This is a genomic window from Zobellia sp. OII3 (assembly GCF_002211465.1).
Taxonomy (GTDB): domain Bacteria; phylum Bacteroidota; class Bacteroidia; order Flavobacteriales; family Flavobacteriaceae; genus Zobellia; species Zobellia galactanivorans.
The window spans coordinates 608,802-634,474 of sequence record NZ_MWRZ01000002.1 but is presented as its reverse complement, the minus strand read 5'-3'; the positions used below and the strand labels follow the sequence as shown (position 1 = coordinate 634,474).

The 25,673-nt window shown below is 42.3% G+C and carries 25 protein-coding genes; 17 read left to right on the top strand and 8 right to left on the bottom strand.

Features of this window, described 5'->3' with window-relative positions; genetic code table 11:
• Window positions 1-14 precede the first annotated feature (14 nt).
• The 7 genes from B4Q04_RS10005 (at window position 15) to B4Q04_RS09975 (ending at window position 7,083) form a co-directional block, all read left to right on the top strand.
• The gene (locus tag B4Q04_RS10005) at window positions 15-1,052 is read left to right on the top strand and encodes a zinc-dependent alcohol dehydrogenase family protein (protein WP_013995765.1); all 1,038 of its coding nucleotides are present in this window, start codon (window positions 15-17) and stop codon (window positions 1,050-1,052) included.
• 430 nt (window positions 1,053-1,482) lie between these two features.
• Window positions 1,483-2,199, top strand: a complete 717-nt coding sequence (locus B4Q04_RS10000; RefSeq protein WP_088696719.1) for a peroxiredoxin — start codon at window positions 1,483-1,485, stop codon at window positions 2,197-2,199.
• A gap of 280 nt (window positions 2,200-2,479) precedes the next feature.
• The gene (locus tag B4Q04_RS09995; protein ID WP_088696718.1) at window positions 2,480-3,397 is read left to right on the top strand and encodes an NAD(P)-dependent alcohol dehydrogenase; all 918 of its coding nucleotides are present in this window, start codon (window positions 2,480-2,482) and stop codon (window positions 3,395-3,397) included.
• Window positions 3,398-3,512: 115 nt separating this feature from the next.
• Window positions 3,513-4,289, top strand: a complete 777-nt coding sequence (locus B4Q04_RS09990) for a LuxR C-terminal-related transcriptional regulator (protein WP_013995762.1) — start codon at window positions 3,513-3,515, stop codon at window positions 4,287-4,289.
• Between the two features lie 145 nt (window positions 4,290-4,434).
• Entirely contained in the window at window positions 4,435-4,986 is a 552-nt protein-coding gene (locus B4Q04_RS09985; protein WP_013995761.1) for a hypothetical protein, read from the top strand.
• A 188-nt stretch (window positions 4,987-5,174) separates the two neighbouring features.
• Entirely contained in the window at window positions 5,175-6,059 is an 885-nt protein-coding gene (locus B4Q04_RS09980; RefSeq protein WP_088696717.1) for a DUF4261 domain-containing protein, read from the top strand.
• Window positions 6,060-6,282: 223 nt separating this feature from the next.
• The gene (locus B4Q04_RS09975) at window positions 6,283-7,083 is read left to right on the top strand and encodes a DUF695 domain-containing protein (protein WP_013995759.1); all 801 of its coding nucleotides are present in this window, start codon (window positions 6,283-6,285) and stop codon (window positions 7,081-7,083) included.
• Between the two features lie 68 nt (window positions 7,084-7,151).
• Here B4Q04_RS09975 and B4Q04_RS09970 read toward each other — a convergent pair whose 3' ends face one another.
• Entirely contained in the window at window positions 7,152-7,604 is a 453-nt protein-coding gene (locus B4Q04_RS09970) for an Lrp/AsnC family transcriptional regulator (protein WP_013995758.1), read from the bottom strand.
• Window positions 7,605-7,762: 158 nt separating this feature from the next.
• On the opposite strand from B4Q04_RS09970, the gene B4Q04_RS09965 reads away from it, so the two are divergent.
• The 7 genes from B4Q04_RS09965 (at window position 7,763) to B4Q04_RS09925 (ending at window position 14,457) form a co-directional block, all read left to right on the top strand.
• Window positions 7,763-8,881, top strand: a complete 1,119-nt coding sequence (locus B4Q04_RS09965) for a histidine decarboxylase (protein ID WP_088696716.1) — start codon at window positions 7,763-7,765, stop codon at window positions 8,879-8,881.
• A 152-nt stretch (window positions 8,882-9,033) separates the two neighbouring features.
• Window positions 9,034-9,567 (top strand): dihydrofolate reductase family protein, encoded by a 534-nt coding sequence (locus B4Q04_RS09960; protein ID WP_088696715.1) that lies wholly within the window; start codon window positions 9,034-9,036, stop codon window positions 9,565-9,567.
• 54 nt (window positions 9,568-9,621) lie between these two features.
• Window positions 9,622-10,071 carry a hypothetical protein gene (locus tag B4Q04_RS09955; RefSeq protein WP_013995755.1) on the top strand — a complete coding sequence of 150 codons (450 nt, stop codon included), beginning with the start codon at window positions 9,622-9,624 and terminating at the stop codon, window positions 10,069-10,071.
• A gap of 676 nt (window positions 10,072-10,747) precedes the next feature.
• A complete protein-coding gene (locus B4Q04_RS09945; RefSeq protein ID WP_201723389.1) occupies window positions 10,748-11,149 on the top strand; it encodes a DinB family protein in 402 nt (133 codons plus the stop codon).
• 505 nt (window positions 11,150-11,654) lie between these two features.
• Window positions 11,655-12,299, top strand: coding sequence for a hypothetical protein (locus B4Q04_RS09935; RefSeq protein ID WP_088696713.1), 645 nt, complete (start codon window positions 11,655-11,657; stop codon window positions 12,297-12,299).
• Window positions 12,300-12,500: 201 nt separating this feature from the next.
• A complete protein-coding gene (locus B4Q04_RS09930) occupies window positions 12,501-13,319 on the top strand; it encodes an oxidoreductase (RefSeq protein ID WP_088696712.1) in 819 nt (272 codons plus the stop codon).
• 4 nt (window positions 13,320-13,323) lie between these two features.
• Entirely contained in the window at window positions 13,324-14,457 is a 1,134-nt protein-coding gene (locus tag B4Q04_RS09925) for an MBL fold metallo-hydrolase (protein WP_088696711.1), read from the top strand.
• Window positions 14,458-14,575: 118 nt separating this feature from the next.
• Here the strand turns inward: B4Q04_RS09925 and B4Q04_RS09920 are convergent, their stop codons facing one another.
• The 5 genes from B4Q04_RS09920 to B4Q04_RS09900 all read right to left on the bottom strand — a co-directional run bounded on the left by B4Q04_RS09920 (window position 14,576) and on the right by B4Q04_RS09900 (window position 19,415).
• The gene (locus B4Q04_RS09920) at window positions 14,576-15,136 is read right to left on the bottom strand and encodes a hypothetical protein (protein WP_088696710.1); all 561 of its coding nucleotides are present in this window, start codon (window positions 15,134-15,136) and stop codon (window positions 14,576-14,578) included.
• 119 nt (window positions 15,137-15,255) lie between these two features.
• The gene (locus tag B4Q04_RS09915; RefSeq protein WP_088696709.1) at window positions 15,256-15,996 is read right to left on the bottom strand and encodes a DUF2185 domain-containing protein; all 741 of its coding nucleotides are present in this window, start codon (window positions 15,994-15,996) and stop codon (window positions 15,256-15,258) included.
• A 342-nt stretch (window positions 15,997-16,338) separates the two neighbouring features.
• Window positions 16,339-17,055, bottom strand: coding sequence for a hypothetical protein (locus tag B4Q04_RS09910; RefSeq protein WP_088696708.1), 717 nt, complete (start codon window positions 17,053-17,055; stop codon window positions 16,339-16,341).
• 10 nt (window positions 17,056-17,065) lie between these two features.
• Window positions 17,066-18,769: a gamma-glutamyltransferase gene (gene ggt / locus B4Q04_RS09905; protein WP_088696707.1), complete on the bottom strand. Its 1,704-nt coding sequence runs from the start codon at window positions 18,767-18,769 to the stop codon at window positions 17,066-17,068.
• A 61-nt stretch (window positions 18,770-18,830) separates the two neighbouring features.
• A complete protein-coding gene (locus B4Q04_RS09900; RefSeq protein WP_013995736.1) occupies window positions 18,831-19,415 on the bottom strand; it encodes an ACP phosphodiesterase in 585 nt (194 codons plus the stop codon).
• Between the two features lie 75 nt (window positions 19,416-19,490).
• On the opposite strand from B4Q04_RS09900, the gene glmM reads away from it, so the two are divergent.
• Complete coding sequence (gene glmM / locus B4Q04_RS09895) at window positions 19,491-20,879, top strand: phosphoglucosamine mutase (RefSeq protein WP_013995735.1); 1,389 nt, start codon at window positions 19,491-19,493, stop codon at window positions 20,877-20,879.
• A 172-nt stretch (window positions 20,880-21,051) separates the two neighbouring features.
• Here glmM and B4Q04_RS09890 read toward each other — a convergent pair whose 3' ends face one another.
• Entirely contained in the window at window positions 21,052-21,939 is an 888-nt protein-coding gene (locus B4Q04_RS09890) for a lysophospholipid acyltransferase family protein (protein WP_013995734.1), read from the bottom strand.
• A 56-nt stretch (window positions 21,940-21,995) separates the two neighbouring features.
• Here B4Q04_RS09890 and B4Q04_RS09885 point away from each other — a divergent pair, with 56 nt between their 5' ends.
• Together B4Q04_RS09885 and B4Q04_RS09880 are read left to right on the top strand one after the other, a co-directional pair.
• Window positions 21,996-22,646: a rhomboid family intramembrane serine protease gene (locus B4Q04_RS09885; RefSeq protein WP_013995733.1), complete on the top strand. Its 651-nt coding sequence runs from the start codon at window positions 21,996-21,998 to the stop codon at window positions 22,644-22,646.
• 179 nt (window positions 22,647-22,825) lie between these two features.
• The gene (locus B4Q04_RS09880) at window positions 22,826-24,466 is read left to right on the top strand and encodes a hypothetical protein (RefSeq protein WP_013995732.1); all 1,641 of its coding nucleotides are present in this window, start codon (window positions 22,826-22,828) and stop codon (window positions 24,464-24,466) included.
• Between the two features lie 76 nt (window positions 24,467-24,542).
• On the opposite strand, the gene B4Q04_RS09875 is transcribed toward B4Q04_RS09880, so the two are convergent.
• Window positions 24,543-25,661 carry a TlpA disulfide reductase family protein gene (locus B4Q04_RS09875; RefSeq protein ID WP_013995731.1) on the bottom strand — a complete coding sequence of 373 codons (1,119 nt, stop codon included), beginning with the start codon at window positions 25,659-25,661 and terminating at the stop codon, window positions 24,543-24,545.
• Window positions 25,662-25,673 lie beyond the last annotated feature (12 nt).

The window sequence follows — 25,673 nt, the reverse complement described above, 5'->3', positions numbered from 1 at the left end:
AAAAAGTAAGACTTATGAAAGCGTTAGTTTATCATGGCGATCATAACATCGCCCTCGAGGAAAAAGCCAAACCTGTTATTGAAAAAACGACCGATGCCATTGTAAAGGTCGTAAAGACCACCATCTGTGGAACCGACTCCGGTATTTACAAAGGGAAGAACCCCTATATGAGGGACGGTATTACCTTGGGCCACGAAGGTGTGGGAATCATAGAGGAGGTAGGCGACAGCGTTTCCCAGTTCAAAGTGGGGGACAAGGTCATTATTTCCTGTATTACCTCATGCGGCTCGTGTGAATATTGTAAAAAACAACTCTATTCGCATTGTAAGGATGGCGGTTGGATCCTAGGTCATATGATCGATGGGGTACAGGCCGAATATGTGCGAATTCCCCATGCCGACAATAGCCTGTACAAAATACCCGACTCTATCGATGACGAGGTGGCGGTAATGATCAGCGATATTTTACCTACGGGGCACGAAATCGGGGTGCAATACGGTGAGGTAAAACCGGGTGATGCCATTGCCATTGTGGGTGCCGGGCCTATAGGGATCTCCGTTCTCTTGACCGCCCAGTTCTATTCGCCCGCGATAATCGTGGTAATCGACCTCGACGAGAACCGGTTGGAGATGGCCAAGCAATTGGGGGCCACCCACACCTTAAAACCTTCCGACAACCTACAGGAAGAGCTGGCGGAAATTGTTGGCGAGGAAGGGGTAGATGTGGCCATAGAGGCCGTTGGTATCCCTCAAACCTGGGATGTATGCCAAAAAATAGTAAAACCGGGCGGAAATATCGCCAATGTTGGGGTGCACGGTAAAAAAGTGGATTTTGAGATCCAAGACCTGTGGATCAAAAACTTGACCATTACAACCGGACTGGTAAATACCAACACCATCCCTATGTTGATGAAGGCCGTGTCTACCAACAAGTTGCCGGTAAACAAACTGATTACGCACCACTTTAAACTAAGTGAAATGGAAAAGGCCTACGAAGTGTTCTTGAACGCCTCAAAAGAAAAGGCCATGAAGCTTATTATTGATGTTGATTAAACTAGCATCAAGAAAGACTAGGTCGACCGGTGCCATTTTACGGTCGGTTTAGAAGCAGGTTCTCATATGTAGACCGATACACTTTTTTTGTAGACCATCATAAAAGTGTATAAATTAGCGAAGAAAGGGTCCGGTTTTTAACCGGGCCCTTTTGGTTTTTTGAAAAGATCGGTACGGTACATTTTTAGGGCCTGTATGCGAATAGCCACTATAGCGATTTAGGCCAAATTTAGTTGGGTGCGACAAAGCGTAGTTGCAACATGTACTTGATTAAATGTAAAATGTCCTGAGTGCTACGGGCAGGCGGTAGCCAAGGCAGAACTCACCTTTGTAATAGGCCGTAGAAAAAGGGTTTTTGTAACATAGGTAACTGTGGATGCTGCGTATATCGAATACCTTGCTGCTATTATGAATCCTAAATAATAGAGTAATGGAACAAGGTAAAGAATATGAAGTAACCAGCATGCCAAGAATAGGCGATGCTGCCCCCGAATTTAAAGCGGTAACCACTCAAGGAGATATTAATTTTCCGGCGGACTATAAGGGAAGTTGGGTCATTCTTTTTAGTCACCCAGCCGATTTTACCCCTGTTTGTACCTCGGAGTTTATGACCTTCGCCTCTATGGAAGAGAAGTTTGCCGAGGCCAACTGTAAGCTTGTAGGCCTTTCGATTGACGGGCTCTACAGCCATATTGCCTGGTTGCGTACCATCAAGGAAAAGATCGAGTACAAGGGAATGAAAAACATTGAGGTCAACTTTCCCCTGATTGAGGACATTACCATGGATGTAGCCAAAAAATACGGCATGATACAGCCTAACGAAGATACTACCAAAGCGGTCAGGGCCGTCTTTTTTATCGACCCTAAGGGAATTATCAGGACCATTATCTACTACCCCTTGAGCTTGGGCAGGAACTTTGACGAATTGTACCGGGTGATCATCGCCTTGCAGGCCGCCGATGAATTCGATGTGGCCACCCCAGCCGATTGGAGGCCCGGAGACGACGTCATCGTAGGCCCCGCAGGCTCCTGCGGTACGGCCAAGGACCGAATGGAAGATGGCGATATCGATTGTAAGGATTGGTTTTTCTGTACCAAGAAACTCGATAAGGAGATGGTACTGGACCGTGTGCTGAGAAAGAAATAAGGAACAGTGATGGATATATTGAGGGCGGATGCTGGTTTTATAACCGGCATCCGCTTTTTTTGTTGAAGGTAATTGTCCCGAGCTGACACGAGTGTAGCTAGCCCTTTTTTTTAGGGAATTCCTTTCCGCTCCCTCAAAATCAGGGCTGGGCCTGCAATCTATGTAGACAGTATGATAGGGGGAAAGAGGATTATTTATATATTAGGGGAAGTAAAAGAAATATGCGGGATATAGGACCTATAGGACTGTTGTTCGTAATTTCCAGAAAACCAAAGGCAATATGAAAGCAGTTATTTACGAAGCGTATGGTCCCCCAAATGTCCTTACCCTAAAACAGGTAGAAAAACCGATACCAAAAGACGATGAGATTTTGGTAAAAATATATGCGGCCACGGTTACTTCAGGAGATGCACGGCTTCGTAGTTCCGACTTCCCTCCTTTGTTTTGGCTTCCTGCCCGATTGATATTCGGACTTTTTAAACCGAAAAAGAAAATTTTAGGCCATGAATTGGCCGGGGTTGTAGAAGAAATAGGAAAGGGAGTCACGCGATTTAAGGTGGGGGACAGCGTATTCGGTACGACAACTATGCTGAGTAAAGGCTCGTATGCCGAATATATATGCTTGCCGCAAAAATGGAAAAGCGGCGTTGTTGCCCTAAAACCTAAAAACCTGGGGTATCAAGAGGCAGCGGCCCTACCGATCGGGGCAATGACGGCCATCTACCTTTTAGGGAAAACCCAATTAAAAAAAGGACAAAACGTATTGGTCTATGGGGCTTCCGGCAGTGTAGGAAGCTATGCCGTTCAAATCGCAAGTCAAAAAGGCGCCACGGTAAAAGGGGTGTGTTCCACTTCCAATTTTGAAATGCTAAGATCCTTGGGGGCGCAAAGCGTGATCGATTATAAAAAAGAGGACTATTCCGCTGGCGATGAAAAATTCGATATCGTTTTTGATGCCGTTGGAAAGACCACCAAATCAAAGGCCAAAAAGGTACTAAACCCCGGGGGTACTTTCGTTTCGGTAAAAATGATGACCAAAGAAAAAGACGAAACCCTTGAGCTCATCAGGGAAATGGCGGAAAGAGAAGAACTAAAAGCTTTTATCGACCAACGTTTTCAACTAGAAGAAATCGTAAAGGCCCACGAATATGTGGATAAGGGGCGAAAAAGAGGGAACGTAGTCATTGAAATTTCCTAAAAGACCCAAGTCTTTTGTCCTTGCCGATAGTTTCGGTCGCGTGAGGAAGGGCATTATAGGATATAAGCCTTAACGAACCTAAAACTATTTTTTTAAAGCTAAGAATGATGTACGAATGACCAAAACAAGCATTGATTTATTTAAAGAAATATTCAATACCAATAAAGAGTATCAAAATACCATAATAGAAAATCATCTCAATAAATTAAGGGAGCTAGATGAGTACTTGCCCCACAATGAGTCCTTTTTTATTGTAACCAATACCACGACACAGAAGTATGCCTTTGTCAGTAAAAACTTTGAGTATGCCTTGGGCTTGGATAGAATTAAAATGTGTGACATAGGCGCCAAATATTGGCTGTCTTATTTTCATCCCGATGACCTAGCTGTTTGGATGGGTGCCTTGGAAGATCTAATGCATTTTACGATGACAAAAGTGAAACAAGAGGATCGTAATAAGTTAAACTATACCTGGAATTTTAGGGTAAAAAATAGTAAAGGAAAGTATTGCAACATTTTAGAACATCAAACACCTACCTATTTTGATGAAAACGGTAAGCCTATTATTGGTATTGCCCATTGTACGGTTACCGGCAAGGGTGAATATAGGCCCATCGTATGTTTGATAAAAAAACTAAACGAAAACAATGAGTATGAAATATTGTACCATAAAAACTATTCCCAAAAGCTCATAAACACGAATTCATTGACCAATAGGGAGCACGATGTAATTCGTTTATTGGCCCTGAACAAGACCAGTAGGGAAATAGGCGAAAAGCTTTTTATTAGCTCACATACGGTAGACGGCCATAGAAGGAATATACTTAAAAAGCTGAATTTCGATTCCACACAAAAGCTGGTGCAATACTGTTTGTTAAATCAATTATTTTAAAAACACTCAACATTGAGTGTTGCCGTATCAAAAATATTTAATGTTTTTTGTTTTGGATAAGGCGGATTTTTCATTGGCCCAATTGTCGATGCCTTAGGTTTATAGCCTGCCAAACAGCAAATGCCCGATATGTAACGAAAAGCCTATGTATTATACTTTGAATATTTTGCCTTCACAAGATCTTGGTGTAACTGAATGGGGAAGCCTTAGTGACAATGCGGACCGTTTTACGGCCGGGGCATACAACAAGACGCTAATCCATGAAAAATTCACCCTAGAAGTTAATTTTACGGAAAAGAACCCTCCCGGTGACCTGATATCATTGTATATACCCCTGATGTCCGAACGGTTTATCCTCGCCCTTAAAAATGCAGGTGTAGATAATCTGCAAACCTATCCGGTTACCTTAAAAAACCCGGACCTAGGTCTCGTATGGGAAGGTTTTTCTGTTGTAAATATATTTGGCCTATTACAATGTGTTGACCTGGACCGAAGTGAGGGGAATAAACTCCTAGGAGGTTATAATTTTAAAAAACTCGTCATTGATGTCCAAAAAGCGGAAGGCACATTACTTTTCCGTCTTTATGAGTCGCCTAGTACGATCATGGTGCATTATGACGTGGCCATTAAAATGTTTACGGAGCAATGTGAACCAAGGTTTATCGGTATTGATTTTGAACCCATAAAATCAGCGTAGAATCGCGGGGGAAGCGGACTATCTACACGCTTAATGGGGGCGTAAGCCGAGTGATGTGGCCCTTGGCCGGCCCAAGCTTCACCCTCTTTTCTCTAAGAAGGGCATAAGGATTTATTATTTTAGGCGTTCTACTTCCATCGGGGCAATAGCCAATTGTTAACTTCCTTTATAAAAAACCATAGAAGCCAATGCGTCTGTTCAAAAAAATATTCGGAAATGAGCCAAAGCTTGAAAACGAAGCAGATATTCCTGAAAATGAATCCTTAGAAAATCCACCTGAATTGTTAATGGTGAAATTGTTCTTTGAGGATAAGCCCGTACTTAATGATGAACTTATCGAAAAAGAGCTGAAAAATAGATTTAAAACAATAGAGTTTCCAGATGCTAGCGGTAAAACTAAAAATCTCAGGCAGTATTTCTTCAAAGATTATGAAGTGGAATTTGCCGAGGGCAATATTCCCGCCCAAGCAACGATTTTAATACCTGACGAAAATAAAATTGAATATGCCGAATTAGAGAATTCTTTCCGGCAATCTTGGAATTGGCAAGAGGCCGAAGAAACGGTCAAAAAATGTTCCTATGAAATCTTGTTGACGGACTTGATGTCACGAAATTTAGGGTATAAGGAAAGAATCGAATTTTTTCAAAAGTTCGTAGCAAGTATAGTTTCCGCAATAAAGCCGAGTGCGGTATGGATAAGAAACAGTGAAGTTATCTTGGAACCCGAGGATTTTCTCGAAAGAAGTAGCCAGAATAACTATCAAAATATAAATGCCTTTATGAATGTTCGCTTGTTCAATATTCAAGAAACACAAAACGAAATGATGATGGATACCCTTGGTTTAAGCTCACTAGGGCTTCCTGACTTTGAATTTCGATTTGCCGATTATAGCCCGCAAGAAATAGCGGGACTTTTATTCAATTATGGGGCTTATATTTTTGAAAACGGAGTTGTAATTGAGCACGGAAATACGATTGAGGGAGTTGAAGCCAATGAAAAATTGAAGTGTTATTTTAACCATTCACAACTTGAACCAAAAAGAGTCGTAATCGAAATAAATAAAGGTGATTGATGCAACTTATTGAACCATACGGGGTTGTGTTGGTTTCCTTTCAAAGGAGCAGGACGCAGGGCTGGGAATGTGGCCCTTGGCCGGAGCAGGTATCACGTTCATTTTTCCAATAGGGTATAAGGATTTGTTGTTTTAGGCGTTATAATAACGTCAATACTACAACCTAATGTGTTGTCGCAATTAACAAAACCAACGCGAGCAAGTACTAACCTTTATTTTTATTATGGGATCTTTAGGTAACACCTTCGGGCAATCTGCGCCAAAAAATGAATATCAACCTGATTGGACATTTTACTTCTCCAATGTAAATGATAAATTGAGTTCGATTGCAACCGATTTGAACTTAAAGAGCGTTGCCCCAATTAAGGGGCAAGAAAATGTAGTCTATGTGTCCATCGAAATGCCCAATCCGAGAGACAATGGTCTGTCGAGTAATGAAGATGCCGACGAGTTATGGAAAATTGAGGACGAAATAATAGACCGGTTTGACAAAAATAACTTGAATTATACTTTTGTGGGCCGACTGACTTCAGACGGGTATAGGGATTTATACTTTTTTGGAGAGAATACTATTTTAATGGAAAAGGAAGTTTCCGCGGCAATGATCGCATTCCCGAATCATAAATTTGATTATGGACATAAGTTGGATAAGGAATGGAGTGGCTACTTTGACTTTTTATACCCTTTGCCCCAACAAATGCAATCCATTCAAAACAGAAAAGTACTTGCGCAACTAGAAAAAGCGGGTGATCAACTGACGAAGGAAAGGGAAGTCTTTCATTGGATCTATTTTAAAACCCAAAATGAATTGGACCAGTTTGAAGATTATACAAATAGTCTGGGGTTTAAGACTTTGACGAAGGAAAATACAGAACAGCCGAGCGAATACAAATTCGTTATTTCAATAGCGCGAATCGATAAAGTGGGGTATAATGACATAGACGACTACACTCTTAAGTTGAGTCAAAAGGCCGCTGAGCTAAATGGTGATTACGATGGTTGGGAAACCTCGGTAGAGTTATAATCCCCCCTTTGTAGGGCGGAATGTCCTTTCGCGGACGAAGGAATGCAAGCGTGGGAAGCACCCTTCCATCACAGATTATAAGCCGTGCTGTCTTTTACTGAATCTAAGACAAAAGAAGTATGTATGGTAGCGATGCCATTGATGATCGACAACTGCTCGTTGATGAATTCATGAAATCCCGCAATGTCATCTACGGCAATCTTCAATAGGTAGTCAAAATTTCCGCTGACCTGATGGCACTCCATAATATCCGGAAGCAAAAGTACTTCCCGTTTAAAATTGTCCGCCAATTTCTTTTGTTGCTTGGTCAAGGTAACCTGACAATAGGCAATTAGCTTTTTGCCGATTTTGGCCCGGTCCAATAAGGCCACATAGGCACTTATCACTTCCCCTTGTTCTAGTTTTTTTATTCTTTCGTAAGTAGGGGTTACACTTAGTCCCACTTTACCGGCAATTTCCTTGGTGTTCTGTTTTGCATTTTCTTGAAGTTGCATCAGTATTTTACGATCGATTCCATCCATGGCAGATTATTTTTCGGTTATTCCATCCTATAAAAAGGAATATCAGTTATTTTAAACTGAAATAGTAAATATAGTAGTTTTATATTCTGTAATTTCTATCGTTGTAGAAATAAATTATTAGTACTCGTAAATTTGTAGAATAAAAATAATTGTTAGATATGGATAATGAGCAACAAATAGAGGAGTTACGGGCGAAACTTATCCAAGAAAAGGATAGGGTTATCGGCTACCCCGTGGCCAAAGACTTTGATTACTCCAGCTTATATAAATTTTTAGCGTATCCTATCAATAATGTCGGGGATCCTTATGAAGCCAATACCTATAAGGTGCAAACCCATGAAATGGAAAGGGAAGTGGTCGATTTCTTTGCCCAACTGTTTCGGGCAGCGCCAAAAGATTATTGGGGCTATGTAACCAACGGGGGCTCTGAGAGCAATCTGTACGGACTATATCTGGCGAGGGAACTCTATCCAAAGGCCATGGTCTATTTTTCTGAATCTACCCATTACAGTGTTAGAAAAAACATCCATTTGCTCAACCTTTCGAGCATTACCATCAGGTCGCAGGAAAATGGGGAACTCGACTATGAAGACCTTGAGAATACCCTGCAACTGAACCGCGACAAACCGGCTATTGTGCTTACTACCTTCGGCACCACAATGACCGAGGCCAAAGACGATGTTTCCAAAGTAAAAGGGATTTTAAAGAAATTGGCCATTCAAAACCACTATATACATTGCGATGCCGCCTTGGCAGGGGCCTATGGTGCCTTTATCGAACCCCGTATCCCTTTTGACTTTGAAGATGGGGCGGACAGTATTTCCATTAGCGGCCATAAATTCATTGGATCGCCCTTTCCTTCGGGGGTGATCTTGGCCAAGCGTTCCTTAAGGGATAGAATAGCCCGGAGTATTTCTTATATCGGTTCGTTAGATACGACCATCACAGGGTCTAGAAACGGGCACAGTGCGCTCTTTTTGTGGTACGCCATAAAGAAAATGGGAATCAAAGGGCTTGAGGCGCGTTATCGCCATAGTCTTGAAACCGCCGAATATTGTAAAAAGGAATTGAATAACATAGGCATACCGGCATGGACGAATAAAGGGGCCATTACCGTTGTGTTTCCCAAGGTGTCCCCTTGCATTAAAGAGAAATGGCAATTGGCTACCGATGAGGCTACCCATATCATTTGTATGCCCAATGTCACGAAAAGGCAGATAGACGAGTTTATTGTAGATATGGTAAGCGAGAAGGAACCGGTGGCCAGCATGGCCTAAAAAGGGTGGCCGACGAGCCGCTTTTACCAAAGCTGTCGTACATCTTACAAAACTATGTAGGGCAGGTTTTGTTAATATTCGTTATCTTGCTATAAGTAAGTCTTCTAGAAGGGGGGCTTTTACAGTATGTTCAACCACGGTAAAAGCGAGTGATGCAAAAGATAATTTATTACGTAGCAAGTTCTTTGGACGGATATATCGCGGGAAAAAATGGCGATATAAGCGAGTTTATTATGGAAGGGGAGGGCGTTGAAAAATACCAAGCTGACCTGGCGGAGTTTGAAACCGTGATTATGGGCCGTAAAACCTATGAATTCGGATATCAATACGGACTTGAACCAGGACAACCGGCCTACCTGAACATGGATCACCATATCTTTTCCGAAACGCTTAAAATTGATGAGCTTGCCGATAAGGTTCGAATTGAAAACAGGTCGGTAGAACGGGTCAAGGAAATCGCCAAGGCATCCCCAACCGACGTATATCTCTGCGGCGGTGGCGAATTTGCGGGATGGCTTCTTGACCATGGGCTGATCGATCAATTGAAACTCAAGTTGAACCCGATAATACTAGGGGAGGGGATTCCACTTTTTGGAAGCTCAAAAACCGTATCGGTCGGAAAGCTGATTGAAAAGGAAGCCTTTGATGACGGCTTACAAATACTTACTTACGACTTAAAATCGTAGGCCCTAGGAAACCTTGTGTTTTAGGGCGAAACCCATTTAAACCATTGCCCGATCATGAAAAAAAAAGCTGCTCTCTTGTATCTCGTTTTTGCCAGCGCCCTCCTTTGTGTCTGCTGTAATTCCCTTCCCGACGACAAAAGCGCCAAAACAGGCCATCCCATTGATGGGGTATGGGAGTTGAGCCATTTCTACCATCTTGCAAACGGCGATACCCTAAGTGTGGATACGAGCAAGGTACAGCACAAAATCTATCTAGAGGGGCATGTTATCTGGAACACCGACCCGGCACCCGATGCTTCCGAGTGGCACGGTTATGGTACCTACACTTTTAAAAACGATACCATTACGGAAACCCTGACCTCCATGTCCAAATCGATGCAGAGCGACGTGAATACCTATGTGATACCCATTGAACGTAGTAAAAATACCTACAAGCAAGTAAATACCTATGAGCGAAACGATACGGTCTTTAAGAATATCGAAATTTATAAAAAGTTGAATTGAGGGTAAGGCAAAAAGGGTATTAGTACGTATAGATTTACGTTGTGCGTCAGCTGAAAAACAACTCGCAAGAATAAACCCTTTGAAATGGTATCTGACAGGCCAACAGAATTAAAAAGTATTGTAAGTCTAATGTTTTATGTCAACAATAAAAATGGATGTTTTTTCCTAAATTTTTTTTGTAGCCTTACAACTACAGCCCACAATAGTAAGCGTTGCACAAACCATTGATTCCCCCAAAAAACGGATCCGAATAAGCCTCTTTCAGGGGCTTTTTTTAGGCCCGACCAGAAGAGCAAAAGGTTTTTTGCAAAAAATAGCCGGTTTACAGCAAGTACAAGAAGTCCTGGAACACAGACCATGCCCACCCTTAGGTAGCACCTGTTAAAAACTTTCTTAAAAGCCTTACGTAAACCTGTAAGGTAGGTCTTCATAAAGGTGGTATATTAGAAGTGTTAAAAAGAAGGATATAGCATTTCGGATGTTATAAGCAGGATAGTATTACTAACTATATCCCGTTATTGGCAACAAGCTGAAAAAGAAGAACTAAATGACCAAGTATATTGAATTTCCATCACAAAATGAGTACCCTATTTATGCAGAGATGAATGTGTAATTGGTAAAAAAAGATGGAAGCCTTATCGAACAGTTGAAAACTAGTTAAGAGAGAACAAAAAACTTGATTAATAGCTTATCGAGTGAACAATTAGACTATAGATACGAAAAGAATAAATGGTCAATTAAAGAAGTTTTGGTCCATATAATCGATGATGAAAGAATCGACGGATATAGAGCGCTTTCCTTTGCTAGAAACGACAAAACAAATTTTCCGGGATTTGAACAAGATGATTATAATCTTAACTCTGACACCTCAGAGAGAACGATTGAGAGTATTATGGAAGAATATGAAGCTTTAAGGTTATCAACCATTACACTCTTTAATGGACTTTCCGAAAAATCATTAAAACGTATCGGAATTGCAAATGGAAATAAAGCGAGTGCAAGAGCTTTGGGATATCATATTCTCGGACACGATTTGCATCATATTAAAATAATAGAAGATTTATATTTAAAACGTTGAGAAAATAAAGCAATTGCCGTATAAAATTAATTGCTAGTCTAATACTCGGAATAGTTTGGACTGGACTTGGGATTTTCAATGTTTTAGAAGACGAAAATTTACGATGGTCAGAGTATGGTTATTTAGTTATTGGACTTTTATATATAGGACATTATTTATACGATTTAACAAATCAATATCTGAGAATTGAAAACGGGACTATTCGTAAAAACGGACTTAACGGTTACGGAAAAAAAATAAATTTGAATGAAATAAATTGGATTAAAAAGTTCGCTGGAGATTATACTCTGAAAACAGAAACGAAGGAATTAAAAATCAACACGGAATTAATTGACAAAACTTCACTTACCGAATTGAATAGTATTCTGAAAGAACTGAATTTACCAGCGGATAAAACGCCATTTGCCAACACCGGTAAGCGTTGCACAAGTCCATAATTCCTAAAATATAGGGGTTTTTTAAGACAGACTGACGTTGGCAAACATTTCCGCTAAAGTTTAAAATCATGAAAAAAAGTATAATTATTGTTTCATTTTTATTGGCAACATCACAACTTTTGAGTCAAAAAAAGATTGACTTAACAAGCGATAAAGCCCTAACAAAAGTTTTTAACGAAACTGAAATTCAAGGCTTGGAATCAATGATAAAATACGTTGATGACATGGTTTTAAATAGAGAGAATACGACCGAGGCGAATAAAGCCTACCATCTTTATTTTAAAGATATCGCACAAACTCAAGAATATATCCTCCCTTTTGAAGAAAACCCAAAATACGAATTCTTAGAAAGTTTGGACTCCATACAATTCTCTTCCATCTGGACTTTCGATTATCATTACAACACAATAAATAAGGGCGATACTGTCTACCGTAATCTTGAGGATATAAAATTGTTATCTGTAAGTACTACTAGCAAATACATGGACTATTTGGAAGAAATTGGGAAAGAAGATCCCTTTTTCAACAACTTGCACAGAGATTTCGTGAATATTGGAAATGTGTCAGCAGGTACATATAATATGCTTTTTATAAAAAGACTCACGAATTTTGATTTTAATATTCCTAAAAATAGATTATGGGCAGCAATCTGTCTTTTAGGAATGGAGGAACCTATCGAGAAGAAACTTGATAGGAGCTTAAAAAACAAATAAAAACGATTTGCCAAAACCTATAAGCAATACGGGCTTCGCGTAAGGTTAAAGTTTTATCTACAATAGAAAAAAACGAAGGGCCATAACAGTGGTCGCCCCTGCCAAAACTTCCGTAAAAAATATTCAACTTACATCAATTAAATACAAGCAGACTCCCACATTAGCTTAATTTTGCGCAATAATCAATCGTAAAACAAAGAAATGGGCAAAGTGGTCTTGATTACAGGAGCGTCTTCGGGAATGGGGAAGTCTACGGCGCAAATCTTACATAAACAAGGGTACAGCGTGTACGGGGCGGCAAGACGCTTGGAAGAAATGCAGGACCTGAAGGAGGGAGGGATGTCCGTCGTCTCCTTGGACCTGACCCAAGAGGCTTCCATTATAACGTGCGTAAATACGATTTTAGATAAGGAAGGTAGAATAGATATACTGATCAACAATGCCGGGTATGGTTCCTACGGTGCCGTCGAGGATGTATCCATGGCGGAAGCCAAAAGACAGTTTGAAGTAAACCTGTTCGGATTGGCACGTATTACCCAATTGGTCCTGCCTCAAATGAGGACCCATAGATCGGGGAGAATAGTAAACATTTCTTCCATGGGCGGAAAAATATATATGCCCCTTGGGGCTTGGTATTTTGCCAGCAAACACGCCCTTGAAGCTTGGAGCGATTGCCTACGCTTGGAAGTAAAGGAATTTGGGATAGACGTAGTAGTGGTCGAACCCGGTGGCATACAGACCCCTTGGGGAAGCATTGCGGCCGAAAACTTAATAAGAACTTCAGCAACCGGTGCCTATTCTACATTTGCCCATAAGGTGGCGGAAGGGATGAAAAACTTATATACAAAGCCTGGTTTGACCCCGGCAGGGGTATTGGCGAAGACCATTGCCAAAGCGGCTACGGTGGCCAAGCCAAAAACACGATACGCCAAAGGGTATATGGCCAAACCTGCCATGGCCCTTCGGAAATGGTTCGGCGATAAGGTCTTTGATAAAATAATAATGGCACAATTTAAATAAAGGCATGCTAAAACGAATTTTAAGGAAGGTGCTAGGGGCCTTTGTTATACTGATCGGGCTACTGATCGTTGCCTACCTCTTGTTCAACAATTTCTATCCAAGCCTTGGTGGTGATGTCTCTAAGGAACGCCGGCAGGATTATGAAGTTTCGCCACAGTTCAAAGACGGGAAATTCAATAACAGCAAAGCTGTTCCAAAAGATTTAAGTTTTGGGGAAACCTTGGATCTTGCCTATAAATTTTTTACGACCGAAGTCAAAAATGGAAGGCCTAAAGAAGACTTGGAAGTCCTTAAATTGGACTCAGCCCGTGTAGCGGCCTATAAAAGCCAAACCAGAATGGTATGGTTCGGACATTCATCGTTTTTGTTGCAAATGGAGGGTAAAAATATTCTTTTAGACCCCATGTTCGGTATGGTTCCGGCGCCTCACCCTTGGTTGGGAGATGAACGGTTCAATAAGGAAATGCCCTTGGATATTGAAAAGCTGCCCCAAATTGATGCGGTCATTTTTTCCCATGACCATTACGACCATTTAGATTACGAAACTATTCTAGGTATTAAGGATAAAGTAGAGCATTATTTTGTGCCGCTTGGTTTAGGAGTGCATTTGGAAGCTTGGGGGATTTCTTCCGACAAGATAACGGAACTGGACTGGTGGCAAGAGAAAGAATTAGGTGATATAACCTTGGTGTGTACACCTGCCCAACATTTTTCCGGTAGGAAATTGAACAATGGCCAAAGTACCTTGTGGGGTTCGTGGGTGGTGAAATCGGTTTCTGAAAGCATTTATTTTAGCGGGGATAGCGGATACGCCCCACATTTCAAGGAGATAGGAGAGAAATACGGTCCTTTTGACCTGGCCTTAATGGAATGTGGTCAATACGATAAGATGTGGCCCGATATACATATGATGCCCGAAGAAACCGCACAGGCGGGCTTGGATGTCAGGGCGAAAAAAATCATGCCCATACATTGGGCCGGTTTCAAATTGGCCCTCCATGATTGGAAAGACCCTATTATACGGGTACGGAAAAAGGCTATTGAACTGAACGTAAAGGTAATTGCACCAAGAATAGGGCAAGAAATCATGGTTGCCGATTCCCTTGGCACCTATCCGAACTGGTGGAAAGACCTTTAGTGTAACTTCCCTCCCTTATTTTTAACTTACACACTTTATGGGATAGTCCTTCAAAAAGAGGTTTAGCCGTGTTCTCGGCTATCCCAAAAAACAAAAGCGGTTATGAAACGTTGATTTTTTACTTATTGGGAACATCACAGTTTTTCTCAAGTTCCGATCTCAGATCATCTTCAAATCGTTTAAAGTCTAAACTATCATTAAGATTATACTGCGCATAAATACTGACTAAGTATTTTTCGAAACTTTTTTTTCTGATTCTGTTAACGACTTGCCCTGATAATTCGGGCTCATTTCTCGCCTGAGCACAAATCTCATCGGCCACGGTTACTATAATATTTTCAGAATTATTTCGCCGTGTTCTAAAAAAAGAATCAATTCTTGCGAATTCAGGACATTTTTCACTTAGCTTTTCGGTTAATATTACAGAAACATTGTTTTCTGTGAATTCAATACTTGTTTTAGGATGGTCGTTCACGTAGTCTTGGAAAATCTTTTTGACTTTTTCAGGATGATTGGTAGTCGATTGCTTTAAACAATCTTTGGTTTTATAAGCTAATTCACTTTCATTGGATTTATCCTTGATTAAATTAATACAATCACATGTAGATTCGTAAAAGTTATTTTGGGCGTAGGTTGTATGAACTGTGAATAATATTGTTATAATTAAAATGTTTTTCATCCTTGTATTTTTTTGGAACGGAATTATTTGTAAAAAGCGTTGCATTATTAGACGAGCGTTGTAGTAATTCTAAGTTTCAACCCTTGTGGAGGTATAAAGGATTATTTATGCTGTGCTAGTTAGTTGTACTCAATCATTTTCCAAGTATTTAAAGCCCATTCCACATCATTCTCATTGTCAAAATAAAAGAAAGCATTTAACACTTCGAAATCAACAATACAAAAGCCGCAAATTAAATTATACTCTATATCCTTTTGTTGGCTATATTCTTTTATGTGATAGCCAATTTTAATTTGATTTCCTTGGTCGAACTGATATTTCTTTATGATCTCATTATCAGCATTTCTTTCGCTTATTGCCTCTTTCTTTTCCATTACGATTTCTTCTTTGGTTTTTCCAATATAAGTCCAAATATCTAAACGTAATGTTTTGTCGTTAGTGGTAAACATCACACCATCTTGATCTTTGTTCTTAATAAAGAGATTGTTAATTGACAGTTTCCAATTGTCGGTTAATTGGTTTTCAACTGTGAAATCATCTTGTAATGGATAATCGAAGACTTCCTTCCATTCGTTATCAGGTTCTCTTTCCCATACGGTTCCGATTCCCTTATATAGCAGTAGCGTTGAAATTGAATTGTCGATTTTCAAAATAGTTTTTGGGTCATAAATACCGAAGTTATCGGAATTGTCAGAGTATTCATCACTTTCAAACCCAGAAAATAGACGCCAACCACTATCATTTTCATTAAATGGTTTTTCTCTGAAAATGAACAAAGGTTTGTAATGCTCTTCAACTATCATTTTTGAACATATAACACCGCCTATACTAGGGAAATTATCTATTTCAAACTCTCTCATTTCATTTTTTTAAAGGGAACAAAGTATTTTTACAGTGTAAACTCCACAACTATGTATGTAACGCCAGATTATCAGCGTTATTTTCTTTCGCCTTGTGCTCTCTTCATCGGAACCCCATCATAACTTGAAGATAAAGTACATGGTGGAAATCGGTTTTCGGTACGCTGCGAACAGCTTAGTGCAAGAAGATTTTGAAGCGATTCGTTTTGGAGTAAATAAACCTTATTCTGGTCACGCTAGAGTAGAAGGTTTAGCCGAAGCTCAAACGCACATTTTGACATGGGATTGGATCACTACAATGTTGGAAGATGCATAGAGGGTTTAAAACAGATTTTTTTGCGCTTAATCATACCCTCTAACTTCCCCCATATCCAAGGTTATCGGCCCTAGTTTGTTGGAGGTGGGCAAGAAGGCGCCACTTTCCATGATTTGCCAATCGTCCCAAGTCGCTTTGAGTCCCCCAATGGGGATGATACTGACCCACATTTGGAAGCTTTCCGGCAACCCGTTGGGCCCTATGTGCCAGAGGTAGGAATCTCCAGGGGTACTGCCCCCCGTGGAATAGGTGATCAATAAAGCCTGCGAACCGTCTTCCAGGCTCACTACACTGCGTTCCGTACCGGCATCGAATACTTTAAAGGGGGCGACCAGCCAAAAAGAATCGTTGTTAAAAAAATCTATGGCCTGGTCAATGCGCTTTTTTCGGTCTTCGCCCAGCACTTCGGTCTCCTTTTCGAATACCTTACTTTTTAACGGGGCGTTTAAATGTAGGAGTACACGGTAATTGTCCCATTCCACATCTACTTCGCCATTGGCTTTGTCCCATTTGTAGCGATGCGAACCCTTGGCAAAAGTCCATTCCAGGTATTGGGTTTGGGTATAGGCATCGTTATTGATGGCCTTTAGCATTTTAAGCGCAAGGGCATCGGCCTTTTCTCCGGGAACGCCTTGGGGCAAGGCTTCATCGTATATCATATACAGAACGCCGAAACCCACAAGAAGGAGGGCGGCAAGGAATAGTATGCCCTTTCCTAAAATTTTGAACAGTTTCCTTATCATTTCAAATACATTAAAAGCCTACGGCCGTATCATCGCCACGGGGGTCGGCACCTCCTTCGAGACTGCCGTCGGGCAATACACGAATGGCATCTACCTTCCCAATAATGGGCGTGCGGTCTTCATTGATATTATATCCTTTTGATTTGAGTCCGGCCTTGAGCTCTTCTGAAAAGCCCTTGGGTTCAAAGACCACCATATCGGGCAACCACTGGTGGTGGAAACGCGGCGCGCTTACGGCGTCTTGCATGCTCATATTGAACTCATAGCCATTTAGAATGGTCTGGGCCACGGCGGTGATTATGGTAGAGCCTCCGGGCGTCCCTACTACCATCCAAAGTTGGCCTTCCCTTTCTACAATGGTCGGGGTCATACTGCTCAGCATACGTTTTCCGGGCGCGATGCTGTTGGCCTCGGCACCTACCAGACCGAACATATTTGGAACACCGGCCTTGGCGCTAAAATCATCCATTTCGTTGTTCAGGAAAAAACCGAGCTTGTCACAATAGAGTTTTGAACCGTAGGCCCCGTTTAAGGTCGTCGTTACCGAAACGGCATTGCCTTCGGCATCGACAATGGAGTAGTGGGTGGTTTCCATACTTTCGGCCATTTGTATGTTTCCTTCACGGACGTCTTCCGACTTGGTCGCCTTGTCAAATGAAAAATCCTCCATACGTTCCTTTAAATAGGCATCGCTTAAAAGCTCGTCTAAGGGGATGCTCACAAAATCGGGGTCGCCCAACCAATAGTTCCGGTCGGCATAGGCACGGCGTGCGGCCTCGGTAAACAACTGTATGGTCTTTTCTGAATTATGTCCGAATTTGGCAACATCGTAAGGTTCCATCATCTTTAAGATTTGGTTCATGGTAACCCCACCGCTACTAGGCGGACTCATAGATATGATGTTCAGGTCTTTGTAGTCGAAAACGATGGGCTGACGCCATTGGGCCTCGTATTGTGCGAGGTCTTCTTCGGTAACGAAGCCTCCCTTTTCTTGAATGAATGAAGCTAGTATTTTTCCAGTTTTACCTTTGTAGAACCCGTCACGCCCTTCTTTCGCAATACGGCGTAGCGTGTTGGCCAAGGCGGGGAACTTTACGAGGTCCCCGGCTTCACAACCAATGGGAAAGGTGGTGACGCTATCGTTCACTTCCAAGATGATATCCTTATAATTTTTAAACCGTTCGGCCTGTTTTTTGGTAATGATAACCCCTTCGTCGGCCAAGGCAATGACCGGTTCAAGAATGGTCTCTAAGGGCATGGAGCCGAATTTTTTATGTACTTCGATAATTCCTGCTACCGTACCGGGAACCCCGACTGCCGTGGCCCCTTTGGTACTCATACCCGGAATAACGTTTCCCAGGGAGTCTAAATACATGTCTTTGGTAGCCGATAAAGGCGCTTTTTCACGATAATCCAAGGCCCCGACGGAGCCGTCCGCCTTGCGGTAGACCATAAAACCGCCACCGCCTATGTTTCCGGCAAACGGATAGGAAACGACCAAGGCCAGCTCCGTGGCCACCATGGCGTCAAAGGCATTCCCGCCCTGCTTTAAAATGGTTGCGCCAATGGTCGAGGCTTCCTCGCGCGCAGAGACTACCATGGCCTTTTCGACAACGACGCCGGTAGGTTTTGCAGGTTTAAGAGGTTCGCTTTTACAACTTAGGAAAAAGAGAAGGATAAGGGTCTTAAGAAAAACAAATCGTACGGGTCTCATAAGTGGTCGGATTACTAAGGTTTAAAAACGGTTTTAAAGTAGGTCGTATACGCTATGTCGATTAGAGTGATATAAATTTTTGCTTTGAAAATACCAAAAGTTCGTCAAAGAAGGCCGTAAACTCTTCTTCGAATTTTTCGTAATGCTCCTCAAGGTCTAAAATGGCAAAGTTCATTTTAGAGATATTGTTGGTCCTACGGTTCATTCCCTTTAAGACCTTGGCGATACCCTCCATCTTGGAGTAGTTGTAGATCCAGTTGTCGGAAATCATATAGGGCATCATACGTTGTACGCCTACGGGTAAAATGCTGTAGTTTTCTTCCAATAGGTCATAAAAATTATCCACATAAATATCCAAAGGGGTTTCACTATAGGTATCCCAATTTTTGGCCAGGTAGTGGTCGTAAAAAATATCTACGATTACCCTGCTGTAATGGCTGTAGTTCTTGTGTAGGCGCTTGCTGCTGATTTTGGGAATCTCGTGCGTATCGGTAAAGGTGTCGATATCACGGTGCAACATGATCCCTTTTTGAACCCGTTCGGGTAGATGCTTGAATTTATTGCCCCTAATGCTGTCCGCAATAAAATTTCCCAAGGTAATTTCGGGGTCATCGAAGGAAAGATAAATATGCGCTAGAAAATTCATAGGTCCGAATTTACAAATTGCAAACATAGTATTGGCCCTAGACCTGTATATTTGCAGAAACTATTTTACATAAACATGACATTAATAAAATCGATTTCAGGTATACGAGGCACTATCGGAGGTAGCCCAGGAGATAACTTAACCCCCATAGATGCGGTTAAATTTGCCGCGGCATATGGTATTTGGTTAAAGGAATATTCTAAAAAGGAAAAACTAAAAGTGGTTATCGGAAGAGATGCCCGCCTATCCGGTGAAATGATCCAAAACTTGGTCGTATCCACATTGGTAGGTCTTGGTATAGATGTTATCGATTTGGATCTGTCGACCACACCTACGGTTGAAATAGCGGTTCCCTTGGAAAAAGCGGACGGGGGAATTATTTTGACCGCCAGCCACAACCCGAAACAATGGAACGCCCTTAAACTTTTGAATGAAAAAGGGGAGTTTTTGGATGCGGCGCAAGGGGCTAAGATTTTAGATATCGCCGAAAAGGAAGAGTTTGATTTTTCTGAAGTCGATGACTTGGGAAGCATTACCCGAAACGATTCATATATAGATATTCATATCGATGAAGTATTGGACCTACCCTTGGTAGATGCCGATACCATCCGTAAGGCCAAATTTAAGGTGGTGGTCGATGGTGTAAACTCTACCGGAGGGATTGCCATCCCTAAACTCCTCGAAGAGCTTGGTGTGGAAGTGGTGAAATTGTACTGTGACCCCACAGGACATTTTCCGCATAACCCAGAGCCCTTAAAAGAGCACTTGGGCGATATCTGTGCCTTGGTGGTAGAAGAAAAGGCCGATTTTGGAATTGTGGTCGATCCCGATGTAGACCGTTTGGCATTTATCGACAATACCGGGGAGATGTTCGGGGAAGAATACACCTTGGTGGCCTGTGCCGATTACGTTTTGGGCAAGACCAAAGGAAATACCGTTTCTAACTTGTCTTCTTCACGTGCCTTACGCGACATTACCGAAAAGCATGGGGGTACGTATGAAGCTTCAGCTGTTGGCGAAGTGAACGTAGTGACCAAAATGAAGGCGAACAAGGCGATTATTGGTGGTGAGGGAAATGGGGGTATCATTTACCCTGAAAGCCACTATGGTCGTGATTCGCTCGTCGGTACCGCTTTGTTCTTAATGTTGATGGCCGAAAAGGGAGGAAGCGTTGCGGAACTTCGCGCAAGCTATCCTTCGTATTTTATGAGCAAGAAGAAAATACAGTTGACCCCGGGTCTTGATGTCGATGGCATTCTTAAGGCAATGGCCGAAAAGTATAAGAATGAGGAAATTTCTACCATTGACGGGGTGAAAATCGATTTTCCCGAAAATTGGGTCCACCTGAGAAAATCCAACACCGAACCCATCATCAGAATATACACCGAAGCGAAAAGCCAATCGGAAGCCGATGCCTTGGCCGACCGTATTATCGATGAGATTAAAGCGGTAGCCGGTTTATAACATAAGCTGCCCCTAAGCGCGGTCGAAGGGAGGTATTAAAAACACAGCGCTCGGAATGATCGAGATCCTTCTCGTTTTCATTCCGGGCGTTTTTCTGTTTAAATTGAAAATGCGTTTCCCTAAATCGTATCAAATTTCAGGGGACTTCATGAGCGTAGTCGAAGGGAGGGGGCTACTGAACCTCTGCGGGAACATTGTTCCTGTGCTTCCAACGCCTATGTGTCCATAGGTAGTATTCGGGTTTTTCGCGGATCTGCTGTTCCGCCAAACGTAAGAAGGTATCGGTAATCTCGTTTTTCTCGGTCGATTTTCCGGAAGTGGTAATGGGGATGAATTCTGCGGAGTAATAGCCTCTTTTTACCTTGGAAACCTTTAGGAAGACCACGGCCAAGTCCATTTTCCGCGCAAAACTTTCCGCCCCGTTGATGACGGGAACCTTAACTCCCATAAATTCCGTCCAATACTGCGCCCTGCTCCGTTGTGGCGATTGGTCGCTTACCATGCCGAAAATCCCGATCTTATTGTTCAAGTGGTTTTTGAGTACCACTTTGGCCGTTTCTTCCTTGGTAATGAGAATGGTGTTCCATCGGGCACGTACCTTTTTGACCCATCGGTCAAAATAGGGGTTGCTTATCTTTTGGTAGACCGCATAGCCCTGTGATGTTACGTGGTTGTTGATGCTTACGTTCCACTCCCAGTTGGCATAATGGGAGCAGACCACCAAAATGGTCTTTTCCTTTTCTATTTCCTGTATGACCTCAATATTTTGAATGGCATAGCGTTTGGCAACTTCCGCTTTGGATAGGTTCATGGTCTTGACCATCTCTAGGAAGGCATCGCACATATGATGGTAGAATTTTTTTCTTATGGTTAAGATTTCTTCTTCCGTTTTGTTAGGAAAGGCCAGTTCCAGATTGGTCTTGACCACATCTTTCCGATAGCCTACCACATGGTAGACCAAGAAGAATACAAAGTCTGAAAAACCGTAAAAAAGGCGATAGGGCAAAATGGAAATGAGCCATAATAAGGGATACGCCAAAATAAAAACAAGCAGTTGCATTGAAACCTTTTAATCCACAAATATAGCTATATTTGAAGCTAAATTAACTGTGCTGTATGAACAACCTTGATATTGCTACGATCGTAGTAATCGCTGCCAACGTTTTGGTTTCCTTAAAAGGATTCAACGATACCGTATTTTTTGAGCGCTATAAGTTTGGGATTGGGCAGATACAGGCCGGTCAGAAAGAACGTATGCTGACGTCCGGTTTTTTACATGTTGACGTGGCCCACCTTTTTTTCAATATGTTCACCTTGTACTTTTTTGCACCGGTGGTGGTCAATTGGTTCAGTTCAGGAAAGTTCTTGGCCATATACTTTCTCAGTTTATTGGCAGGAAGCCTTTTAGCTGTGTATTTTCACAAAAAAGAACCTTATTATAGTGCCGTAGGGGCCAGTGGTGCGGTAACAGGGGTGCTCTATGCCGCCATTCTCCTGCAGCCCAATATGCAATTGGGCATTATGTTCATCCCCCTTCCCGTACCCGCTTATGTATTTGGTATAGGCTACTTGTTGTATTCCATCTATGGTATGAAAAGCCGTATGGGCAATATTGGGCATACCGCCCATTTTGGAGGGGCTATAGGGGGCTATGTCGGAACCCTGCTTTTTATGCCTCAACTATTGGTACAAGAGCCGCTTATGGTGGGCTTGTTGGCCATACCGATCATCATACTGTTCATTATGGCAAAAATGGGCAAAATTTAGCCCCGACCTTTGTCTATTGCTTCCCTGAATTTTCACGTTATTCTTCTTGAACAGGGGCTAAAATGCCGTATTTATCGTAATTGAGTGCGATTTGTCGAAAAAAAACGAATCGTTTATACACTTCAACGGTCTTTAGGCGTTAGGTTAACACCCAAAGCTAATAGGGCTTAAACCTACTTATGATGAAAAAGCTATCCCTCGTCGCATTGGCGGCCAGTACAATTATACTATCGTGTAGTGACGAAACCACGGTCTTCAAAGATACCGAAGATGATATTTCCATTGAAGCCGAGGCATCGGTTTTAGAGAATAGTATTCTCTTTGACGACGCCGGTGTTCTTGAAATTAAAAAAACGGACGGTTCCACCGGAAAGACTTCCAAAACCATTGAGGAGATGGCTGGCGATTACCCCTTGACTTTAGTGGCCCGGGTTGATCCGCCGTCGTATACGGGCGGAGACAACCTTACGGCCTCACATATAGATGTAGACGGTAACTATGCCTACGTATCGTATAATACGGTAGAGGACGGTTATGCGGGGGGTATCGATATCATTGATGTAAGCGATCCGAACAATCCTAAAGTTACTTCGCGACTCTATTATAGCAATGCCGATATCAATGCGGTAGAGTACGATAACGGCTATGTTTACGCTGTGGGCGGGGTAGATTCGGAAAAGTCCGTTAGGGCCACTTCCAATTCCTTTATAGTTAAAATACCTGCTTCAGGTGGTATATTGGATGTCAGTAGGGAGTTGATCTATGGCTTTCAAGAAGGATTTACCGCCAATGATGTAGAGGTAACCACAAATGGTATATTGGTCACAAGTGGAAAAGATGGCCTGTTGACCTATTATAAAAAAACCGATCTATCGACCAAAAACGACGTTTCATTTTCCGACTTGCGTTCGGTAGCCTATGATAACGGGGTTATTGCCGTTTTGGATGCGAGCCAAGGCGTAAGCATCATGGACGAAAATTTTGTAGAACGTAAAATCATTGCTATCGATTCCGATTTTGGGCAGAGTAGCAAAAGGACCTTGGATTTTTCAGGGGAAAAAATAATCGTATCGGAAGGTGCCAAAGGCGCTGGGGTCTATAATATGGACAGTGGTAGCTTGATCGAGTATATCCCCATCCTCTTAAACCCTGTAGGCACCGAAACCGAGAATATCGTTACCAATGCCGTGGCGATGAACGAAGATATTTTGTTAATGGCCAATGGGGGTGCGGGACTCTGTCTTTCCGAAGATGTAGATGGGCAAACCAATATAGTGGGGGTGGTAGACCTTGATGGGTCGATCAACTATGTGGCCTCAAAAGGAGATTATATTTTTGCGGCTTCGGGTAAAGCGGGACTCCAAATCGTAAAACTAAACCGACCGGATCAAAGTTTGGAAAACCGTTGTTCGGATCTTGATCCTTACTACGGTAGCGCCAACCTCTATGTGAGTGAAGGCGATGTAAAGGAATATAACGGGTCTAAGCGCTTCAATAAGCTTGAAGTAGACGGTTCGTTACTGCTTTGTGGTACGTGGACGGTGAACAGCACCAGTTATGTGAACAGCAATGGACGCTTCGAGATGAACGGTACCTTGGTTGTGGGAAGAAACAATAAGAGAAAAAATATAGTCGTAAACAAGGATGCCGTACTTAGGATAGAGGGCAACCTGTATATCTATGGTGATCTGATCTTGAATGAGGGCGCCACTGTAGAATTCATAGGTGACGATTCCGTTGCTAATATTTTCGGAAGTGTAAAGCTCCTTGAAAACGCCAAAGTAAAAGGTACGTTTAAAGACTTACAGGGAAAGTTCTAAGGAATTAACCCATGGCTTGTAAAACAAAAGCCCCGACCTTAACTGGTCGGGGCTTTTTTTATAGGTATAGGTAATTTTACTTTAGAAGCTCCGCTACTTTTTGTTCCAAGGCCGGACCTCTAAGGTTCTTGGCGATGATTACTCCGTTTTCATCCAAAAGGAATGCAGCGGGAATGGCATCGACATTGTATAATTTGGCAATGGGATCGTTGAAATAGGCTAGGTTCGATACTTGGTGCCAAGCCAATCCGTCATCGGCGATAGCCTTTTTCCAGGCATCTTCGGTCTTGTCCAATGAAACACCGACAATGTTGAGTCCTTTGTCATGGTATTTTTCGTAGACTTTTACAACATTGGGGTTTTCGGCCCTACAAGGTTTGCACCATGCGGCCCAAAAGTCGATAAGGGTCACTTTGCCAAGAACCTCGTTTAGGGCAACTGTTTTGCCTTCGGGGTTAGGAGCCGAAAACTCAGGGGCCTTTGCGCCAATGGCCGTGCTCTTTTCATTTTCCTCGGCCTGTTTTTGGTCTTCCAATTTCTTTACGATGGTAGCCGCAACCTTGGTCTTTTTGATCTCGGGAGAAAGTGCATCGTACATTTCCTGTGCCTCCGCAGCCGTAATCGCCCTTGCACTGGTGGCACGGTCAATAAGCAAGGCCGCTATAAGGGCGTCCGGATGCTCTTTGATATAAGTGATCTCAAAGTTCTTGTACTCTTCCTGAAGTTCCATCATTTCATCCCTTAGGGCCAAAGCCGTAGCCTCGTCCGCTTTTTGCATGTCTTGTTGGATCGACTGGGCGCGGGCGGTAATCTCTTTTGATTTGTCCATATAATCCATGAACACATCGTTTTGTGCCGTACCCTTTACATCGGCAAAGCCCAAGCTATCTTTCTGTGCATTGAGTTCAATCTCGCCGTTTTCTAGGATCACAGCAGTATAGCCCATTAGTTTGTCTACAAACACGTAGTGCATTTCTGGGGTGTCGGCCTGACCGGTAAAAACAAATTTCCCGTTTTCCACGGTGGTGGTATCTATATCAACAGGTTGACCGTTGTCGCCCATGGCCTTAAGAAACACTTTGGTGCCGTTTTCGACTTCACCTCTAAGGTTTCCTGTAAAACTATAGCCTTCCGGTTTTTGGTTACAGGCGAAAAGACCCACTAAAATACAAACTGACAATACTACTTTTTTCATTCCTTTTATTTA